The following is a 19,253-nucleotide window of genomic DNA, read 5'->3' on the forward strand; positions in this document are numbered from 1 at the left end:
TTAGTTCTCCTTCTGCTGAAAGATTCCGGCTCGGTGAAGAAGCTTCTCGGCGTGACGAAGAACGGGAGCGTCGACCATCTTGCCCTCGAACGCGAACACACCACGTTCAGTAGACACCGCGGCAAGCACTCGTGTGGCCCAGTCGATCTCTTTTTCCGAAGGTGCGAAGGCACCACGGATGACCTCGACCTGACTCGGGTGGATCGCAACCTTCACGTCGAAGCCGACTGCGACAGCATCAGCGGACTCGACGCCCAGGCCGACGAGGTCCTTGATGTCGAGATACACGGAATCGACAGCCAACCGGCCGTAGCTCTTCGCAGCCAGGAGAGACGTCGATCGGACGTGCTTGGCAACGTCGCGGTACGAACCGTTCGGGTGCCTGCTCGAATTACCGCCGAGACCGGCCACAAGATCCTCGGCTCCCCACATGACACCGATGGCGTTCGCAGCAAGCGCGATGTCGGCCACGGCGAGGGCTCCTCGCGGGGACTCGACGAGTGCAACCACATCCGCCGGTGCGAGCGAGAGGACGTCCTCAGCCGATTCGCACTTGGACAGCATGAGACGCGAATAGTGTGTGCCGTCCAGCGCGATCAGATCGAGTTCGTGATCAGGCGTACCGACCGGATTGACGCGCACAATCGTCCGGTCCGGATCGAGAGGAGTGTCGATCAGGGCTGCACGTGCGGCTTCTTTGTCGGCCGGAGCCACCCCGTCTTCGAGATCGAGGATCACGACGTCGGCAACGGCGGCCGCCTTCGCGTAGCGCTCGGGACGATCCGCCGGGCAGAACAACCAGGCCGGCCCCGGTGGCGTCCACGTCATGAGGACACCTCGGCCGGGCGGAGCTGCACCAACGTCTTGCGCGTGGCAAGTGCGACGACATCGCCGTGCTGATTGCGCCCGGTGTGCACGAGCGTCACGATGCCTTCGCCCGGACGGCTCTTCGACTCACGCTTGTCCGCGATGAGCGTCTCGGCGTACAGGGTGTCCCCGTGAAAGAGCGGCTTCGGGAAGCTGATCTCGGAGAAACCGAGGTTCGCGACGATGGTGCCCTGCGTCAACTGCGCGACCGAGAGGCCGACGATGGTCGACAGGGTGAACATCGAATTGACCAGCCGCACACCGAATTGAGTGCCTTCGCTGTACGCAGCATCAAGATGCAGCGCCTGCGTGTTCATCGTCAGAGTCGTGAACAGTAAGTTGTCAGCCTCGGTCACCGTTCGGCCTGGCCGATGCTCGTAGATCGCGCCGACCTCGAACTCCTCGAACCAGAGTCCGCGCTGAGTGATCTTCTTGGGGTTCGTCACAACCCTGCCTCACGGGCGATGAGCATCAACTGCACCTCGGTGGTTCCCTCACCGATTTCGAGGATCTTGCTGTCACGGTAGTGGCGCGCGACGGCGTACTCGTTCATGAAGCCGTATCCGCCGTGGATCTGGGTGGCGTCGCGGGCGTTGTCCATGGCAGCTTCGGAGGAGATGAGCTTGGCGATGGACGCCTGCTTCTTGAACGGCTTGCCCGACAACATGAGTGCGGCCGCGTCGTAGTACGCGGTGCGGGCCACGTGGGCGCGAGCCTCCATGCGCGCGATCTTGAACGCGATCGCCTGGTTGTGTCCGATGGGCCGACCGAACGCCTCGCGCTCCTTCGCGTACTTGATCGACTCGTCGACGCAGCCCTGGGCGGCACCGACGCTCAGCGCCGAAATAGCGATTCGGCCTTCATCGAGGATGCGCAGGAAGTTCGCGTAGCCGCGGCCACGCTCACCGAGCAGATTCTCTTCGGGGACACGAACATCGGCGAACGTGAGGGGATGGGTGTCGGATGCGTTCCAGCCGACCTTGTTGTACGCCGGCTCGGCAGTGAAGCCCGGCGTCGTGGTCGGCACCAGGATCGTCGAGATCTCCTTCTTGCCACCGTCCTTGACACCCGTGACCGCGGTGACCGTCACGAGCTTGGTGATGTCGGTGCCCGAGTTGGTGATGAACTGCTTGTTGCCGTTGATGATCCACTCACCGCTGTCGAACTTCGCGGTGGTCTTGGTGCCGCCGGCGTCGCTACCCGCACCCGGCTCGGTCAGGCCGAAAGCAGCCAACGACTTTCCGCTGGTGAGCTGCGGGAGCCACTCCTGCTTCTGTGCCTCGTTGCCGAAACGGTAGATCGGCATGGCGCCGAGGGACACACCAGCTTCGAGAGTGATCGCGACGCTCTGGTCGACCTTGCCCAGCTCTTCGAGCGCCAGGCAGAGTGCGAAGTAGTCGCCGCCCATTCCGCCGTACTCCTCGGGGAACGGCAGGCCGAACAGTCCCATGTCGGCCATCCCGGCCACTACCTCGTACGGGAAGGTGTGGTTGGCGTCGTGCTCGGCAGCAACCGGTGCCACGACGGTCTTCGCGAAATCCGCAACCGTCTTGGCGAGCTGCTGGTATTCGTCCGGAAGCGATCCGGTGGCAAGGTAATCGGACATCAGGCGTCTTCCTTCTGCGTCGTGTTCTCGGTCTTTTCTTCTGCAGTCTCTTCGTCCGCGACAGGTACCACGCGGGCCAGAACCTGATCCACCATCACCTGATCGCCCTGACGGACAAGCACTTCCACGATCCCGTCGATCGGGGACGTCAAGGAGTGCTCCATCTTCATGGCCTCGACAACGACGAGTGGTTGTCCCGCGCTCACTGCCGCGCCGTTCTCGACGTTGACTGCGATGACGGCACCGGGCATGGGGCTGGCGATTTCGGCGTCACCGGCATGCTTGTCCTCACCGCGAACGCTGACTTCGGCAACCTCGCGCACGTGCCAGGTTCCGCCGCCCGCCAGCCACAGACCACCATCGGTCTCGGCGACGACAAACGTGCGTCGGCGTCCGTCGATGACTACCGCCAGTTCGGATCCCGTCAGGGTCGCGCTGAATGCGCGCGGCTGTGAACCTTCGACCTCGACCTTTGCATCGGCGGGAACGCCGACGATCGCAACGTGCGACGTTCGGGTGCCGGCGGCGAGCCTGATGCTGGTCGGAGCGGGAGTTCCGACGCGCCATCCACTCGGGACGTCCCAGGGATCAACGGATTCCGAAGTTGTCCATCGCGAGAGCCAGCGATACGCCGCGGCAGCAATGAGAACCTCGTCGGAGGCGTCGGCTGCGACAAAGTCTTCGACGCGACGATCGAGCAGACCGGTGTCGAGGTTGCCCGCGATCACATCCGGATCAGCGAGGAGGAATCGTGCGAACTCGATGTTGGTCACGACTCCGAGCACTGCGGTGTCACCGAGTGCGCGATCGAGCTTGCGCAGTGCGCCCGCCCGGTCGGGGGCGTGGGCGATGACCTTGCTGAGCATCGGGTCGTAGTCACTGCCGACGACGGTGCCTGCGAGCAGTCCCGAATCGACGCGCACGCCGGAACCTGACGGCTCGACCAGATCGACGACGCGGCCGCCGGTCGGCAGGAACCCACGGCCCGGATCCTCCGCGTACACACGAGCTTCGATAGCGTGCCCGGTCAGTGTGATGTCGCTCTGGGAGAAGGCCAACTTCTCCCCTGCTGCCACACGAACCTGCCATTCGACCAGATCCAGTCCGGTCACCATTTCGGTGACGGGGTGCTCGACCTGCAGGCGAGTGTTCATCTCCATGAAGAAGAACTCGTCCGGCTTGTCGGCGGAGACGATGAACTCGACAGTGCCGGCGCCGGTGTAATCGACGCTTCGAGCGGTGTTGCAGGCTGCCGCGCCGATCCGGTCACGGGTCACCTGATCGAGCAGCGGCGACGGAGCCTCTTCGATGACCTTCTGGTGACGCCGCTGCAGGCTGCATTCGCGCTCACCGAGGTGAACGACGTTGCCGTGCTGGTCGGCGAGAACCTGGACCTCGATGTGCCGGGGCCGCAGGACGAATCGCTCGAGGAACAGGGTGTCGTCGCCGAACGACGACGCGGCCTCACGGCGGGCACTGCGAAGAGCCTCGGCCAGATTGGCCGGATCCTCGACCAGACGCATTCCCTTGCCACCGCCGCCTGCCGAAGGCTTGACCAACACCGGGTAGCCGATGTCCTCGGCCGCTGCGATCAGTTCTTCGTCGGTCAGATTGGGGCGAGCGATACCCGGGACCACCGGCACGTCGAACGCGGCAACCGCGTTCTTCGCGGTGATCTTGTCACCCATCACCTCGATGGCCCGCTCGGAGGGGCCGAGGAAGGCGATTCCGGCGGCCGCGCAGGCAGCCGAGAACGCCGAGTTCTCCGACAGGAAGCCGTAACCGGGGTGAATGCCCTGAGCACCGGTGGACTTGGCAGCGTCGATGACCTTGTCGATGACGAGGTAGCTTTCACGCGCCGCGGCCGGTCCGATGTTGACGGCAGTGTCGGCCTCGCGGACGTGGCGAGCATTCGCGTCGGCGTCGCTGTAGACGGCGACGCTGCGAATTCCCAACTCACGCAACGTGCGGATCACGCGAACCGCGATCTCACCGCGGTTGGCCACGAGAACAGTATCGATAGTGCGCAACTCAGTCATTTCGCTCACATCCGGAAGACGCCGTAGGAGACCGGCTCGATCGGTGCGTTTGCGCACACCGAAAGGGCCAGGCCGAGAACAGTTCTGGTATCTGCGGGATCGATGACACCGTCATCCCACAGCCGCGCAGTGGAGTAGTACGGATTGCCCTGAGCCTCGTACTGCTCACGGATCGGCGCCTTGAAGGACTCTTCATCCTCGGCCGACCACGGATTGCCCGCGCTGTCGAGCTGCTCGCTACGAACCGTCGAGAGCACCGAAGCTGCCTGCTCGCCGCCCATGACCGAGATGCGCGCGTTCGGCCACATCCACAGGAAGCGAGGCGAATACGCGCGTCCACACATGGAATAGTTGCCGGCGCCGTACGAGCCGCCGATGACAACTGTCAGCTTGGGGACGCGTGCACACGCAACTGCCGTGACCATCTTGGCGCCGTGCTTGGCGATGCCGCCGGCCTCGTAGTCGCGTCCCACCATGAAGCCCGCGATGTTCTGCAGGAACAGCAGCGGCACACTGCGCTTGTCGCACAGTTCGATGAAATGTGCTCCCTTCATGGCGGATTCGCCGAAGAGAACGCCGTTGTTGGCGATGATGCCGACCGGGTGGCCCTCGATGTGGGCGAAACCGGTGACGAGCGTCTTGCCGTATTCAGCCTTGAACTCCTGGAACGCGCCACCGTCGACGAGCTTGGTGATCACCTCGTGCACGTCGTACGGAGTACGGGGATCGGTCGGGACGACGTCGTACAGCTCGCTCTGATCGGCGACGGGCGGAACCGTGGAAATGACGTCCCACGGGCGCTCGGAGCGGGGGCCGAGCGTGGCAATGATGTTGCGCACGATACGAAGTGCGTCGCGGTCATCCTCGGCCAGGTGGTCGGTGACGCCGGAAACCTTGGAGTGCAGGTCGCCGCCGCCGAGCTCTTCTGCCGTCACGATCTCACCGGTGGCTGCCTTCACCAGCGGCGGGCCGCCGAGGAAGATGGTGCCCTGGTTGCGGACGATCACTGCTTCGTCGCTCATCGCGGGCACGTAAGCGCCGCCCGCGGTGCACGAACCGAGAACTGCGGCGATCTGGGGAATCCCCTTGGCGCTCATGGTCGCCTGGTTGTAGAAGATCCGGCCGAAGTGCTCACGGTCCGGGAAGACCTCGTCCTGGCGCGGCAGGAAGGCGCCGCCGGAGTCGACGAGGTAGATGCATGGAAGGTTGTTCTGCAGCGCAACTTCCTGCGCGCGCAGGTGCTTCTTCACCGTCATCGGGTAGTACGTGCCGCCCTTGACCGTCGCGTCGTTGGCAACGATGACGCACTCCCGGCCCGACACACGGCCGATACCGGTGATGACGCCGGCGCCGGGGCACTCGTCGTCGTACAGGCCGTTGGCCGCCAGCGGCGACAACTCGAGGAACGGGCTGCCCTGGTCGAGCAGCGAGTCGACGCGATCTCGCGGCAGCAGTTTCCCTCTGCTCACGTGGCGCTCGCGAGAGCGCTCGTTGCCACCCAGCGCTGCTTGCGCCAGTTTCTTCTTCAGTTCGTCCACCAGAACGGTGTGATCGGACCGGTAGCCCGATCCTTGCGTGATTCCACTGGGAGTCATCCCGCCGCCTTCGCCATGAGTTAATGCTCGATAACTGAAACTAGATTAACTATGATTAACTGAGTTGTCCAGAACACAAGCGAAGAAAGATCGAGAGAATGACCTCTGAGCAGGTAGCAGCTCCGACGCGACGCGATCAGATGAAGGCCGACCGTCGTCGTCAGCTCTTGGATGCCGCCGCACGGTTGATCGCCGAACGCGGATTCGTGAGTGTGCGACTCGAAGACCTCGGCGCGGCCGTCGGTATCAGCGGCCCGGCCGTGTACCGGCATTTCCCCAACAAGGATGCCGTCCTCGTGGAACTTCTCGTCGGCATCAGCACGCGCCTGCACGAAGGCGGTTCTGCGGCAGCGGAGGCAGCGGACTCACCGAGCGCCGCTCTCGACGCACTGGTGGAGTTCCACCTCGACTTCGCGCTCGGCGAGCCGGACCTGATCCGCATCCAGGACCGCGACCTCGAAAGCCTGCCGGCCGACGCGCGTCGACAGGTGCGCCAAACGCAGCGCAAGTACGTCGAGGTGTGGGTCGGAGTCCTCGAGCAACTCGATCCCCAGCTCGACCAGGCGGATGCCCGCATCAAAGCGCATGCCACTTTCGGACTGATCAACTCGACCCCTCACAGCGCCAACCCAGCTTCGCCGGCACGCGCACGTCGCGTCCTGCGGGATATGACGCTCGCCGCACTGCGCACCCACTGAAACCGGACACGGCACAATCGGTGGCAGACTGGTTACACCAGCTAACAGATGAGGGTGCCGAACGTGGAAGACAGCAGTGGGGTCAGCAGAGCCGATTTCGCCGAACTGCGGACCGAGTTCTCCCGCTTCATGATGTTGTACCAATTCGGAATCTCCGAACTGATGACCAAGGTGAACATCCTCAAGGACGAGTTCACTCACATCAATCAGTACAGCCCCATCGAACACGTGACGTCACGGGTCAAGTCGCCGGACAGCATCCTGCGTAAGGCTCAACGACTGAACATCCCGCTCACGATCGACGACATCGCGAAGAACATCTTCGACATCGCCGGCGTGCGCATCACCTGCAGCTTCATTTCCGACACGTACCGGATCGCCGAGATGCTCACCAGTCAGACGGACCTTCGGGTAATCGAGCGAGAGGACTACATCGCCGATCCGAAACCCAACGGCTACAAGAGCTTGCACCTGATCGTCGAGGTCCCGGTTTTCATGAGTGACCGCGTCAGGCACGTACCGATCGAACTTCAGATCCGCACCATCGCGATGGATTTCTGGGCGAGCCTCGAGCACAAGATCTATTACAAGTACAACCGCGAGGTTCCCGTCGAGCTCCTCGACGAACTCACCGAGGCTGCTGCCGCGGCACACCGCCTCGACGTCAAGATGGAACGCCTCAACGACGAGTTCGCGAAAATCAAAGCGCTACCGCATCCCGATGACGAAATCCTCGAGCAGGATCTGCCGGCGCAGTTCCTCGAGGCGCTGCATCTTCAGCGACGAGCGCTCTGAATTTACGGCGACCCTCCCCTGAACGAACGCGCCTTTCGGCGCATCTGAGGCGACGAGAGTGCCGTTCGCTCACAACTGGGGTCGGACAACTAGGGCAAACCAAAAGTGCGCCCTCCCGAACTTCGGGAGGGCGCACTTCGCGAATCGCGTTGGCTTGCTATTTCTTGCCCGTGACGGCGCTGTAGCCGATCGAGAGCACGGCCGCCGCGGCGATACTGATGATCCAGCGGATCCAGTCGATTCCACCCGTGTCGCCCTTGTCCGAGATCGCTCCCCAGACCCAGTACCCGATAAGCGCTCCGGCGACACCGAGGACGACGGTGATGATCATGCCGTACTGCTGCTTACCTGGCAGTACGAGACGAGCCAGGATTCCGATGACTGCGCCGAAAATGATGGTTCCGATAATTTGCCCCATGACAGCCCCTCTCACACGTCGTGCATGCACGCGGACGGAAGATCACCGCTCAGGGAAACAATAACCACAGTCACACACAACTGTCGCTTGTTGACCGAATTGTTGTCCGAGATGCAACCTCGACGCGTTACATCCACGACATTCGCGAGTTATTTTTTCGCAATCAAGCAGACCTACCGTTCCCATCCATGCCAACTTCCGTAAAACTGCCGAACAGCGAGCTCGCGCGACTCGCCAACAAGCCGCCCTGGTACCGATCACTGTTCGTGCAATTGATCGCCGCTATCGTCATCGGCGTTCTCATCGGCTGGTTGTGGCCGGAATTCGGCGCGAATCTCAAGCCCCTCGCCGACGGCTTCATCAAGCTGATCAAAATGCTGATCGCGCCGATCATCTTCTGCACGGTCGTGATCGGGATTGCTCACGTCGGGGATCTGAAGGCCGTGGGGCGTATCGGCGTCAAGGCTCTCATCTACTTCGAGGTCGTCACCACTTTCGCGCTGCTGTTCGGACTACTCATCGGCAACCTGATGAAACCAGGAGCGGGATTCAACATCGATCCGGAGACGCTGGCGAACGGTGCGGACGCCGTGGCCGCCAAGACCGGAAGTGGCGAACTTCCCCACACCGTGGAATTCCTGCTCAATATCATTCCGGTGTCGATAGTTTCGGCCTTCGCCGAGAACGCACTCCTCCAAGTCCTCTTCTTCGCCGTACTGTTCGGGCTCGCCTTGGCCAAGGCAGGTGAGAGTGGACCACCAATCGTGTTCGAACTCGTCGATCGTCTGAGCCATCTGTTCTTCACAATCATCGGCTGGATCATGAGACTGGCGCCGTTGGGCGCTTTGGGCGCGATGGCGTACATCGTCGGCCAGTACGGGATCGCTTCGCTCGGAAGTTACGGAAAGCTGATCGCCGCATGCTATCTCGCGGCCGTCCTGTTCATCCTCATCCTGGCGGCGATAGTCAGGTACTTCGCGGGCGTGAACCTGTGGAAGTTCGTCAAGTACATCAAGGACGAACTCTTCCTCGCGTTGGGAACGGCGTCGACCGAAGTAGTTCTGCCCCGAATCATGGTCAAGCTCACCAACGCCGGATGCTCGCGCACTACAACAGGATTGGTGGTGCCTACCGGCTACTCGTTCAATCTCGACGGCGCCACGCTGTACCTGTCGATCTGCATGCTGTTTCTGGCTCAGGCACTCGGCGTGGACCTGACACTCGGTGAACAGATCACTGCCGTCCTGGTACTGATGCTCACGTCCAAGGGAATGGCCGGCGTGCCGGGATCGTCATTCCTGGCACTGTCCGCCACCGTGGCCGCAATCGGTCACGGCGCAATTCCAGTTGCCGCAGTCGCCCTCCTGCTGGGCGCCGATCGAATCATGGACTCGATGCGAGTCTCGGTGAACCTGCTTGGGAACTGTGTCGCTACCTTCGTGGTCGCAAATTGGGAGGGGCAGCTCGACAAGGAGCGCATGCGCCGAGTGCTCGACGGAGAAGACGTTCCACCGCTCGAGGAAGTCGATCCGATCACCGGGAAAACTGTTCCGGCACCGGAGGCCGAAGCACTCAAGACAGTTTCAACGCCGTGATGCGGTCTTCACTGGAACGCAACAGCACTTTGTCCCCCGCCCACAGCTCCCGCGGCATCGCCCAGGGGGTGAACTCGTCGTCCCCGTCCTGGTCCACCCGAACCTCCCAACTACGTTGGCCCGTAAGGACATCCGTTCCGTAGACGTTTCCCTCGTCGATAACGACATCGCCGTGCCAGACAACCGCCCCGGCGCGCTCAGCGTTCGATCGCCACAGGACCTCACCGGTGAAGAGGTCCACGAACTGGACCTCGGGTTCGGAACCGGAACGTGTCACGGCAACCACGTTGCCGATCACCGCCAACGACTGTGCGGTGTCGAAGAGTTCACTGTTGGACCACAATTTCTCGCCGGAAGTCCGGTCGAAACCGCTGTGTCCCAGAATGATCGGAGTCGATCTTCCCACGGGATCATCTCGGCTGTATCGCCCGCCGTAGTACGAGGACTCCGAGGGCAGTTCGTCCGTCCTGGCGAACTCGCGCCCGTTCTGATCGAGCGCGTACTCACTTGTCGGACGGCCATTGCCTTCGCAACCGCCATCCGACACCAATGTCACGCCGTCCGACGATGTATGCGCGGTCGAACAGGTGGAGTAACCGTGTACCCACCGCTGTTCGCCCGTCTTCAGATCGAATCCCAGAGACTCGTCGAGAGCGATCACACCCAGATCGCCGTGCACCGACATCACCGGATCGACGTATCCGGCTTCCCACGATCCACCGACGTCGAACGCTTTGGACCAGTTCGCTTCCGGATCGTCGACGGTTCCGCTGTGCACGCGAACGTCGTTGCTCTCGATATCACCCTCGAGCGCGAGGACCGTGTCACCCGAGACAACCGCGATGATCGGTGCCCACGGCGTCTTGATGTCTCGACGCTCTCCTGTCTCGATATCGAAAAGTGAGTACGAACCACCGGATACGTACGGCCCGGAGAAACACAGCACCGAACTGCCGAGCAGAGTCTCGGAGCAACCACCGATGTCGACCGCCGACGTGCGCCAACGAACTGTGCCATCTTCGGCGTCCAATCCGACCAATTCTGCGTCGTCCAACGAATACGCCTGACGATCCGGCATACCGATCATCGTGACCACGAGTGATCCGGCGTCGATGAATCCGCCCATGTCCATGTTGAATTCGGTTCCAACAAGTGGGCTCCGAAATATCGCGAACTCGCGCCCGAGAATCTCGGAGGCCTCGACGCTCCACAACGGAGATGAGGCCGCTGTCGGTTCGGAACTCGTCGACGTGACCACCGTGGCGATGGCGGCGGTGACCGTGACTACGGCTACGGCGGCTGCGATCCGAAGGCGGACCTTGGGCGAATACCTGGCGGTCATCGAATCTCCAGCCCGTCGATCGTCGCGAGAAACTCCAACTGCTCGAACGTCATCGGCACGTTCGGTGCCTCTGCCGAAGAGCTCACCGTTACTCGCGTCCCACCGGGACGGGTAACGACTACCGATCTGTGGACCTTCTCCCCGCGACTCTCATCGCGTTCGATCACGGATCCATCCTCGGTGGTCTCCATCGAGAGCGGGTGTCCGTCGTACGAAGGGTCGTACTTGTTCGGAGGTGTGGGAAGCGGTTGTCCGCTGGTGATCGAGATACTCAGACGCGACTCGTTGCTTCCCGACCGTGCAACAAGAACCTGGCACGTGGTGGTGTCGTCGTATTCGGCCAGAACCAGATCACCCAGCCGGCTGCCGAGGTCAGGCGCTTCTGGCGGTGCTGCGCGCCAACCCGATCGGAGCGCTTCACCGAGCGCCTCGACGATTCCTCGATCCAGATCCCTCCCTGATGACTCGTCCGTCCGACCGCCACAATCAGTCTCAAGCGGGGCAGCCCCCGGCGGAGCAGGCGTCGTAATTCGCAGTTGCGGCAGGCTGACCAAGGACACCAGTTCGTCGATGGTCAGTGGAAGCGCGCCGCTTGCCTGAACCTCGGCGCCGACTCGATCGGCAGTGTCATCGAGATAGGCGTGAACTCGTGTGCCATCGATGCCGTAAAGGAACGCCGAACGAGAAAGAGTGCGTTGTCCGTTGATTTCACTCCACGAGTCCTGCACGTCCACAACTGAACCATCCGCGAGTGAGCGACGTTCGACGAGAGAACCGGCAACGCACGGAGGAACCGGCGCCTTACTGCTGTTGACCGAGACCGACAGTCCACCACTGGCCTCGCCTCGAAGTATTGTCGCCGACGCATCAGTGGACGCCAGATCCTCGATCGTCCATCCCTCGGGCAGCTCGTCCGAGGTCGACGGTGCCGAGATCGGACCGAACTGGAGTGATCGGCTCGGACTGGCGAACTTGATCTCGACGCCGTCCGGAATCGCACCGGCGACCGCATCCGACATCGATACAGCCTTGGCGCCGGAAAACCACGGAAAACGTGGATCGTCGTACGCGTCGTCGCCGCCTGTCGATGTGAAGATCGAGATTCCGTGTTCGTCGTCCGGCGCTTCGACACTCTCACAACCCGGAATCGTGGTCGGGTACACCGCGCTCGGCGTGACGTACGAATATTCAGGCACGTCCTCCGCCGGAATCTCGTCCGGTGTAGACGTCATGGTGATCGAAGATGACGCAGCTACAGAGATGTCATCGGACGGCGAACTGCTCCACCGATCCACCAGCCCGGCAACCACTGTCCCACCGGCGATCAGGGAGACGACCGTCAGCGCGAAGGTCCACTTCTCGGCCCGCTTCGAATCGGTTTGCTCCTTCGACACGTACCCTCGCAGTCACTGTCACGGCTCGCTCCCGATGCGCGTCGCCTCTGGAAGTCCTGTCGCGATCACAGCGATTTCTGTTACCAACCGGATGGTTTCCTATCGCGCGAGCGCCGCATGAAGACAGAAGAACGGGGTGCCAGTTGCTGTGCAACCGGCACCCCGTCCTGACGACCTGAGTGCTTACACCCTTACAGGCACCTGATTCGGGTCTGGATCGGAATCCGGATCCTGCTCGATCGGAATCCGTCGAATCGCTTCACCCTCGATGTCGACGTTCGGCAGGATCTTGTCGAGCCACGCCGGCAACTTCCACGCCGAATCACCGAGAATCGACATGACCGCAGGGATCACGATCATGCGGATGATGAAGGCGTCGAAGAAGACTGCCGCCGCGAGACCGAAGCCCATCATCTTGCTTGTCGTCTCCGAGGACAGCATGAATGCGCCGAACACGGAGATCATGATGATGGCCGCCGACGCGACCACGCGAGCACCATGGGTGTAGCCGGAGATGATGGCGTCCTTGGCCGACAATCCGTGCACGTATTCCTCGCGCATTCGCGTCACGAGGAACACTTGATAGTCCATCGCCAACCCGAAGACCACACCGATCATGAAGATCGGCAGGAACGAGATGATCGGTTGTGTGTGCTCGATCAGCCCGAAGTCGCCCAACTGGAAAATGGCCACCGTGGCGCCGAAGGTCGCACAGACGGAAAACAGGAATCCGAGAGTTGCGGTCAGCGGCACCAAGATCGAGCGGAAGACGACCATCATGATGATGAACGCCAGCCCCACAACCACGATGAGATACGGGATGAGCGCGGAACTGAGCTTCGACGACATGTCTGCAACGATCGCGGTTTGACCCGCTACACCGAGTTCTGCGCCTTCCGACTTCACCGTCGATCCGTAGTCCCGGATCTGATTCATCAGCTCGTGGGTTTCGGGGCCGCTCGGAGACATCTGCGGGGTGACCGCGATGAGCGCAGAGTTTGCGCCCGCCATCGGGTTTGCCGTGTCCGGTCCGTTTCCGACCCACATCAACTGATCCGGCGTTGCGACGTTGTCGAGGCCCTTGATGTGCGCGACAGTGCCTTCGGCAATCGCGGTGATGTCGGTACCGTCGGGCGCGTCGAGCACGACGAACAATTCGCCGTTGACGCCTTCACCGAATCCTCGTTGCAGGAGGGCCAGTGCCGGTCGCTCTTCGTCTTGAGTGAACGAGAGTCCGAGTTCGAGCTTCGTCATCGGAATAGCCGCGATCACCAGGAGGACCAGAGCAGCACCCGCGATCGGCCACGGGTACTTGGTGACTATCTTGGCCCAGCGATGTCCGTTGGATTCCATCGTCTCGGGCTCGTCACCGTGGCGAAGCCCGGGAATACGAGGCGAGAACGCGAACCGACCGAAGATGCCCAGAACTGCCGGGATCAACGTGATTGCGCCGAGCACGGCGATGATGACGGCAACCGCCGCCGAGATTCCCATCTGCGTGATCATCGGGACCCCGACCACCGCCAGGGCTGCCAGCGCGACCACCACTGTCAGGCCCGCGAATACGACCGACGAACCTGCTGTACCTACTGCGCGTCCGGCAGCAGCTTCCCTGGTTCCGCCCAGATTGAGCTCACTGCGGTAGCGCGACACGATGAACAACGCATAGTCGATCGAGACTGCGATGCCGATCATCGTGACGATTCCCGTGACACCTTCGTTGATGTCGAAGAAGCCCGAGCCGAGTGTGACCGTCAGAGTGGCCAGCGCAATTCCAAGAATTGCAGTGAACAACGGGATGAACGCCGCGATGAGTGCGCCGAACGCCACGATCATCACGATGAACGCCACCGCGAAGCCGAGCATCTCCGACAGACCGCCCGCGGCCTGCACCTGCATCATCGAACCGGTGCCTTCGACTTGCAGGCCACCGGTGCGGAATTTTGCCATCAAATCGAGGAACGCCGTCTTGTTCGCCTGCGTCTGATCCTCGATGCGAATCGACTGATTGAGCTGGATCAGCCCGACCTTGCCGTTGTCGCCGAGAACGGCTGACGCCACCGCCGGATTGGCCTCCGCGAGAGTGACCGGATTGACGATCTTCTCGGGATCGACGATGTCCGGCAACGTCTTCGCCTGTGCGATCAACTGGTCGATCTGATCGCTGTGCGCGGCAAGCCCGTCGTCTGCCGCGATGAGAATGCTGGTCGACGCCTGAGTTTGCTGCTCCGCTGCCGCTGCAAAGTTCTCGTTCATCAACTCGGTCGCACGCTGTGAATCGGTGCCCGGAAGATTGAATTCTTTGGAGAACGTCGGATTTGTGGCGCTGATAGCGCCTCCCACCACCGCGATCACGATAATCCACGCGGCCACCACAAGATACTTGTGGCGGAAAGCGAACTTCCCCAACCTGTAAAGATACGTAGCCAACGTAGGCCTCTCTCGCCGTGGACTGGTCTGTCCGAAGAACACGGAGTCTTTCGGTGCCAAGGTCATACGGTACGGACCGATAGGCCCATTGGCACCCGGTATATCTGCGAAAACGGCATATCCGGCGCGCTCTCCGTCTCCTTTTCAGACCGCTCGGTACCGTGGACACGACACGGGCAGGCGCCTCACCAGAGCAGACGTCGCGTAGTACGAAAGGCAATCCCATGAATCACGGCCATGCCGTCGATCGCGATCTCCTCCTTGCAGGCCAACAGCGACTCGACGCGCTGGGGCCACGATTGACGGGATCACCTTCACACCACGCGGTGGTGGAAGAAGTCGCGAACGAACTGACCGAACTGGGCCTCGAAGTCCGGCGTGATTCACACACTTTCGAACGCTGGGATCTACCGGACACATCTGAGGGGCTTCGCATCGAGTTGCCGACGGGACCGATCAAGGTTTCGTCCGCATTCCCCTACTCGGGATTGACCGGGCCTCAGGGAATCTCCGCTCCCCTGGTCTACGTCAGCGCGCGACGCCCCAAATGGTCCGCGGCCAAGGGCGCGATCGCGGTGATCGAGGTCCCGCACGTCGATCTTCCCCGCAAGCTACTGGTCAGCGAGTGGGGTCCGATCGCCACCGACGAGACTCTTCGAAATCCGGTTCTCTCCGCAACCCTTCTTGGCCCGAAACTCGACAAGGCCCGCAAGGCCGGAGTGCTCGGCGTGATCGCGGTGTGGCGTGACATCGCTCCGGACAACGCACTGGGACAATATCTTCCGTTCACGCAGCCGTACCACGACATCCCCGCCGTCTGGGTGGCCGGCGACGAGGGCAGGAAGGTTGTCGCTGCAGCTCGTTCCGGTCAGCGGGCGACTCTGGTTCTGGATGCAACTCTGCATCCGGACACCCGGACCGACACGGTGTGGGCGGTATCCCCGGGGACATCACCGGAAGAGACGATTCTGCTCATCACTCACAGCGACGGAACCAACGGCGTCGAGGAGAACGGGCATCTGGGAATGTTGGCCTTGGCGCGGCACGCCGTCGCGCAGCCGCATCGACGGTCGTACGTTTTTGTGCTGACGACTGGCCACCTGCGAATTCCAGCGGTGTCCAAGCACGGACAGGCAACCTCCACCTGGCTCGAAGTGCACCCCGAGATGTGGAAGGGCGAAGCCGGTCAGGCGCGCGCAGTAGCCGGGATCGCGATCGAACACCTCGGCGCGCTGGGTGATACCGAGGACACCTCGACCGGCAGCTATGCGTTGGTGACCACTCCGGAACCGGAACTGCTCTACGCGACGAGCCGAGAAGCACACGACATCGTTGCACCGCTGTGGCGCGACATCGGGGCAGGCGATCGCCGAATCGTGGCGCCAGGACCGGTCATTCATTTCGGCGAGGGTGAACCACTGTTCGAGCGGAAGATCCCGGCAGTCGCCTTGGTGACGGCGCCGCAGTACCTACTAGCTCTGCGTGATGCCGACGCCGCCACGCACGTCGATCTCGACGCGATGGTCAAACAGGTCGAAAGCTTCCGCGATCTGCTCGACGCGTTCGATGCAACCGACACCGCGGCTTTCGGTCCGGTGGTCTCGCGCTCGGTATTCGCGAAGTTCTCAGCACTACTTCAGTTGATGCAGATTTTGTCGAAAGCCAAGAAATAGTGCTGTGCGCCTTTATTAACCGCCCGCGGTTAATAAAGGCGCACAGCAGTTGTCCTACTTGTCGTGAATGATCACGCCACGGATGTTCTTGCCATCACGCAGATCCTGGTAGCCCTGGTTGACGTCTTCGAGGCTGTAGGTGTTGGTGATCAGTTCGTCGAGCTTGAGCTGACCCGCATCGTAGAGACGAAGCAGTCGCACGATGTCGTACTGCGGGTTCATGGATCCGAACAGCGTGCCCTTGATCGTCTTCTGATTCAGCGTCAGGTCGGTTCCCGACACGTGCACGGTCAGCTTGGCCGGATCGGCGAGACCCGTGATCACCACGGTGCCGCCCTTGCCGATCACTGCTGTCGCTGCACTGACCACGTCCTCGTCGACGGTGCCGACAAGGATGAGCGCCGCGTCGGCGCCCTGTCCCCACGTCAGCTCGTTGACCTTGGCAGCAGCGCTCTCGGCGTCTGCAAAGGCATGGGTTGCACCGAACTTCAGTGCGGTCTCACGCTTGAGAGCAACCGGATCAACCACCACGACGTACTTGCAGCCGGCCGAAACGGCGCCCTGGACGGCATTGATGCCGAGGCCACCGATGCCGTAGATCACCGCGGTGTCGCCGGCGCGAAGGTTACCGGCGTTGACTGCCGTTCCCCATCCCGAAGGCACGCCGCAGCCGACGACCACTGCTGTCTCCAAGGGAAGCCAGTCGTCGATCTTGACCACCGAGTGCTGAGAAATGGTGGCGCGCTCGGAGAACGTTCCGAGCATGCACATTCCGCCGAAATCCATTCCGTTGCCGTGGAAACGGAAGGAACCGTCCGTCATCGAACCTTCGAGGATGGTGGCACCCATGTCACAAAGGTTCTGGCGACCGGTCGAGCAGTAGCGACAGGTGCCGCAGTTGGGGATGAAGCTACATACGACGTGGTCGCCCGGCTTGACCTTCGTGACGCCGGGTCCGACCTCTTCGATGATGCCCGAGCCTTCGTGTCCGCCGACAATCGGGTAACGCGGCGGGAGATCACCGTCGGTCAGGTGCAGATCCGAATGGCACAGTCCGGCAGCGGTGTACTTGATCAGTACCTCACCCACCCCCGGGCCGTCGAGGTCGAGTTCCATGATCTCGAAAGGCTTTCCGGGCTCGAGCAGTACAGCAGCTTTGGTCTTCACTGGTGATCTCCTTGATTGTCGGACGAGAGAATGAGCGATGGGGGTCGGTCAGAGGGCGATGTTGACGGCCTTGGTCTGGGTGTAGAGATCGATAGCCGAAGCGCCGAGCTCGCGGCCCCAACCGGACTGCTTGTATCCGCCGAAAGGCATTGCGGTGTCGAAGCCGTTGTACTGGTTGATCCACACCGAGCCAGCCTTGAGACGCTTGGCCGTGCGGTGGGCCTTGGAAATGTCACGGGTCCAGATGCCGGCGGCAAGTCCGTAGATGGAATCGTTTGCGGCAGTGATGGGTCCGTCGTCCGCGTTGAACGGCAGCGCTGCCACGACGGGTCCGAAGATCTCCTCCTGAACGATGGAGAATTCGGGCTTGACGTCGACGAAGACAGTGGGCTCGACGAAGTAGCCCTGATCGCCCCAGCGGTTACCGCCGGTGAGTGCACGTGCGCCGTCGGCGATTCCCTCACGGAGGTAGCCGGTGACCTTGTCGAACTGCTCCTGCGAGACCAGCGGTCCGAGCTGGGTGGTGGGATCGAGGCCGGGTCCGATCTTGACCTGGCTCGCTGCGTGCGCGACGGCCTCGGTGAACTTCTCGAAGATGGTGTCCTCGACGTACAGACGGGTACCCGCAACGCAGCACTGACCGTGGTTGAACAGCCAGGCGTTGAGTGAACCCTCCACCGCGGAATCGAAATCCGCGTCGGCGAATACGATGTTGGGGCTCTTGCCACCGAGCTCGAGCGTAACCTTCTTCAGGTTGCCCTTGGCGGCGTCGACGATCTTCTTACCCACCTCGGTGGAACCGGTGAACGCGACCTTGTCCACGTCGTCGTGGCCGGACAGTGCAGCACCTGCATCGCCGAAGCCGGGAACGATGTTGACGACGCCGGGCGGGAAGCCTGCTTCTTCGAAGACCTCCGCGAGAAGCAGTGCGGTGAGCGGGGTCTGCTCAGCGGGCTTGAGGATCACCGTGTTGCCGGCGGCGAGCGCGGGGGCGAGCTTCCACGACGACATCAGCAGCGGGAAGTTCCACGGCACGATCAGTCCACAGACGCCGATTGCCTCACGCAGGGTGTAGGCGTGGAACTCGCCGCCCGGAGAGAAGGGCATCGACACGTTGACGGTGCTGCCTTCGATCTTGGTGGCCCAACCCGCGTAGTAGCGGAAAACGTCTGCGGCCCAAGCCACGTCGACGGCGGTGGCGATGGCAACGGACTTGCCGTTGTCGAGAGCTTCGAGCTGACCGAATTCCTCGGCACGAGCACTGAGAATGTCGCCGACGCGCCAGATCATCCGCTCGCGCTCGTTTGCCTTCATCCGAGACCAGGGGCCGTCCTCGAAAGCCGTTCGGGCGGCGCGTACCGCGCGGTCGATGTCTTCGGCCTGGCCGTGTGCCACGTCTGCGAGCTTCTGTCCGTCAGCCGGGTTGTACGTCGCGAAGGTCTGACCCGAAGCGGCGTCGACGAATTCGCCGCCGATGTAGAGCTTCTTCGGTCCGTTCAGGAAACCCTGTACCGCGGAACTGATGGTGTGTTCGGCTACTGCCGTCATCGGAAACTCCCCTGAAGTAGTGAGGTGCGAATGTGATGCACGCCATACTTCCGCGCTTCCGGGGGTGCTAACTGTCCGAACTTTGT

The 19,253-nt window shown here is 62.0% G+C and carries 15 protein-coding genes; 4 read left to right on the forward strand and 11 right to left on the reverse strand.

The features are described from left to right. From H351_RS22840 to H351_RS22860, 5 genes are read right to left on the reverse strand one after another with little or no spacing between them, the layout of a single operon-like run. Nucleotides 1-828 (reverse strand): HpcH/HpaI aldolase/citrate lyase family protein, encoded by an 828-nt coding sequence (locus H351_RS22840; protein WP_020906880.1) that lies wholly within the window; start codon nucleotides 826-828, stop codon nucleotides 1-3. Beyond that, the gene (locus H351_RS22845) at nucleotides 825-1,313 is read right to left on the reverse strand and encodes a MaoC family dehydratase (RefSeq protein WP_029254904.1); all 489 of its coding nucleotides are present in this window, start codon (nucleotides 1,311-1,313) and stop codon (nucleotides 825-827) included. Before H351_RS22845 ends, H351_RS22840 begins: the two co-directional genes overlap by 4 nt. Further along, nucleotides 1,310-2,473, reverse strand: a complete 1,164-nt coding sequence (locus H351_RS22850) for an acyl-CoA dehydrogenase family protein (protein WP_029254903.1) — start codon at nucleotides 2,471-2,473, stop codon at nucleotides 1,310-1,312. The genes H351_RS22845 and H351_RS22850 overlap by 4 nt, the downstream gene beginning before the upstream one ends. Continuing rightward, a complete protein-coding gene (locus H351_RS22855) occupies nucleotides 2,473-4,512 on the reverse strand; it encodes an acetyl-CoA carboxylase biotin carboxylase subunit (protein WP_029254902.1) in 2,040 nt (679 codons plus the stop codon). Before H351_RS22855 ends, H351_RS22850 begins: the two co-directional genes overlap by 1 nt. A gap of 5 nt (nucleotides 4,513-4,517) precedes the next feature. Beyond that, nucleotides 4,518-6,107 (reverse strand): carboxyl transferase domain-containing protein, encoded by a 1,590-nt coding sequence (locus tag H351_RS22860; protein ID WP_021334316.1) that lies wholly within the window; start codon nucleotides 6,105-6,107, stop codon nucleotides 4,518-4,520. A 98-nt stretch (nucleotides 6,108-6,205) separates the two neighbouring features. On the opposite strand from H351_RS22860, the gene H351_RS22865 reads away from it, so the two are divergent. Both H351_RS22865 and H351_RS22870 read left to right on the forward strand, forming a co-directional pair. Beyond that, nucleotides 6,206-6,805 carry an SACE_7040 family transcriptional regulator gene (locus tag H351_RS22865; RefSeq protein WP_003941968.1) on the forward strand — a complete coding sequence of 200 codons (600 nt, stop codon included), beginning with the start codon at nucleotides 6,206-6,208 and terminating at the stop codon, nucleotides 6,803-6,805. 48 nt (nucleotides 6,806-6,853) lie between these two features. Then, the gene (locus H351_RS22870) at nucleotides 6,854-7,600 is read left to right on the forward strand and encodes a GTP pyrophosphokinase (protein WP_029254901.1); all 747 of its coding nucleotides are present in this window, start codon (nucleotides 6,854-6,856) and stop codon (nucleotides 7,598-7,600) included. Between the two features lie 157 nt (nucleotides 7,601-7,757). Here H351_RS22870 and H351_RS22875 read toward each other — a convergent pair whose 3' ends face one another. Further along, the gene (locus H351_RS22875) at nucleotides 7,758-8,018 is read right to left on the reverse strand and encodes a GlsB/YeaQ/YmgE family stress response membrane protein (protein ID WP_021334317.1); all 261 of its coding nucleotides are present in this window, start codon (nucleotides 8,016-8,018) and stop codon (nucleotides 7,758-7,760) included. A 188-nt stretch (nucleotides 8,019-8,206) separates the two neighbouring features. Here H351_RS22875 and dctA point away from each other — a divergent pair, with 188 nt between their 5' ends. Further along, the gene (gene dctA, locus H351_RS22880) at nucleotides 8,207-9,613 is read left to right on the forward strand and encodes a C4-dicarboxylate transporter DctA (protein ID WP_020906875.1); all 1,407 of its coding nucleotides are present in this window, start codon (nucleotides 8,207-8,209) and stop codon (nucleotides 9,611-9,613) included. Here dctA and H351_RS22885 read toward each other — a convergent pair. From H351_RS22885 to H351_RS22895, 3 genes are all read right to left on the reverse strand, one after another. After that, the gene (locus tag H351_RS22885; RefSeq protein WP_029254900.1) at nucleotides 9,591-10,955 is read right to left on the reverse strand and encodes an outer membrane protein assembly factor BamB family protein; all 1,365 of its coding nucleotides are present in this window, start codon (nucleotides 10,953-10,955) and stop codon (nucleotides 9,591-9,593) included. The two genes, dctA and H351_RS22885, sit on opposite strands and share 23 nt — an antisense overlap. Next, nucleotides 10,952-12,349 carry a hypothetical protein gene (locus H351_RS22890; protein WP_029254899.1) on the reverse strand — a complete coding sequence of 466 codons (1,398 nt, stop codon included), beginning with the start codon at nucleotides 12,347-12,349 and terminating at the stop codon, nucleotides 10,952-10,954. Before H351_RS22890 ends, H351_RS22885 begins: the two co-directional genes overlap by 4 nt. Nucleotides 12,350-12,532: 183 nt before the next feature. Beyond that, the gene (locus H351_RS22895) at nucleotides 12,533-14,779 is read right to left on the reverse strand and encodes an MMPL family transporter (protein ID WP_029254898.1); all 2,247 of its coding nucleotides are present in this window, start codon (nucleotides 14,777-14,779) and stop codon (nucleotides 12,533-12,535) included. A gap of 224 nt (nucleotides 14,780-15,003) precedes the next feature. On the opposite strand from H351_RS22895, the gene H351_RS22900 reads away from it, so the two are divergent. Then, nucleotides 15,004-16,452: a hypothetical protein gene (locus H351_RS22900; protein ID WP_029254897.1), complete on the forward strand. Its 1,449-nt coding sequence runs from the start codon at nucleotides 15,004-15,006 to the stop codon at nucleotides 16,450-16,452. Nucleotides 16,453-16,506: 54 nt separating this feature from the next. Here the strand turns inward: H351_RS22900 and H351_RS22905 are convergent, their stop codons facing one another. Together H351_RS22905 and H351_RS22910 are read right to left on the reverse strand one after the other, a co-directional pair. Further along, the gene (locus H351_RS22905) at nucleotides 16,507-17,619 is read right to left on the reverse strand and encodes an NDMA-dependent alcohol dehydrogenase (RefSeq protein ID WP_019744235.1); all 1,113 of its coding nucleotides are present in this window, start codon (nucleotides 17,617-17,619) and stop codon (nucleotides 16,507-16,509) included. Nucleotides 17,620-17,667: 48 nt separating this feature from the next. Next, nucleotides 17,668-19,167: an aldehyde dehydrogenase family protein gene (locus H351_RS22910; RefSeq protein ID WP_019744236.1), complete on the reverse strand. Its 1,500-nt coding sequence runs from the start codon at nucleotides 19,165-19,167 to the stop codon at nucleotides 17,668-17,670. Nucleotides 19,168-19,253: the final 86 nt, after the last annotated feature.

The sequence above is a fragment of the Rhodococcus erythropolis R138 genome (assembly GCF_000696675.2).
GTDB lineage: Bacteria > Actinomycetota > Actinomycetes > Mycobacteriales > Mycobacteriaceae > Rhodococcus_F > Rhodococcus_F erythropolis.

Coding starts and splice junctions, on each gene's coding strand:
- H351_RS22840 (WP_020906880.1), bottom strand. CDS start 828: ATGACGTGGACGCCACCGGGGCCGGCCTGGTTGTTCTGCCCGGCGGAT.
- H351_RS22850 (WP_029254903.1), bottom strand. CDS start 2,473: ATGTCCGATTACCTTGCCACCGGATCGCTTCCGGACGAATACCAGCAG.
- H351_RS22855 (WP_029254902.1), bottom strand. CDS start 4,512: ATGACTGAGTTGCGCACTATCGATACTGTTCTCGTGGCCAACCGCGGT.
- H351_RS22860 (WP_021334316.1), bottom strand. CDS start 6,107: ATGACTCCCAGTGGAATCACGCAAGGATCGGGCTACCGGTCCGATCAC.
- H351_RS22865 (WP_003941968.1), top strand. CDS start 6,206: ATGACCTCTGAGCAGGTAGCAGCTCCGACGCGACGCGATCAGATGAAG.
- H351_RS22870 (WP_029254901.1), top strand. CDS start 6,854: ATGAGGGTGCCGAACGTGGAAGACAGCAGTGGGGTCAGCAGAGCCGAT.
- H351_RS22875 (WP_021334317.1), bottom strand. CDS start 8,018: ATGGGGCAAATTATCGGAACCATCATTTTCGGCGCAGTCATCGGAATC.
- dctA (WP_020906875.1), top strand. CDS start 8,207: ATGCCAACTTCCGTAAAACTGCCGAACAGCGAGCTCGCGCGACTCGCC.
- H351_RS22885 (WP_029254900.1), bottom strand. CDS start 10,955: ATGACCGCCAGGTATTCGCCCAAGGTCCGCCTTCGGATCGCAGCCGCC.
- H351_RS22900 (WP_029254897.1), top strand. CDS start 15,004: ATGAATCACGGCCATGCCGTCGATCGCGATCTCCTCCTTGCAGGCCAA.
- H351_RS22910 (WP_019744236.1), bottom strand. CDS start 19,167: ATGACGGCAGTAGCCGAACACACCATCAGTTCCGCGGTACAGGGTTTC.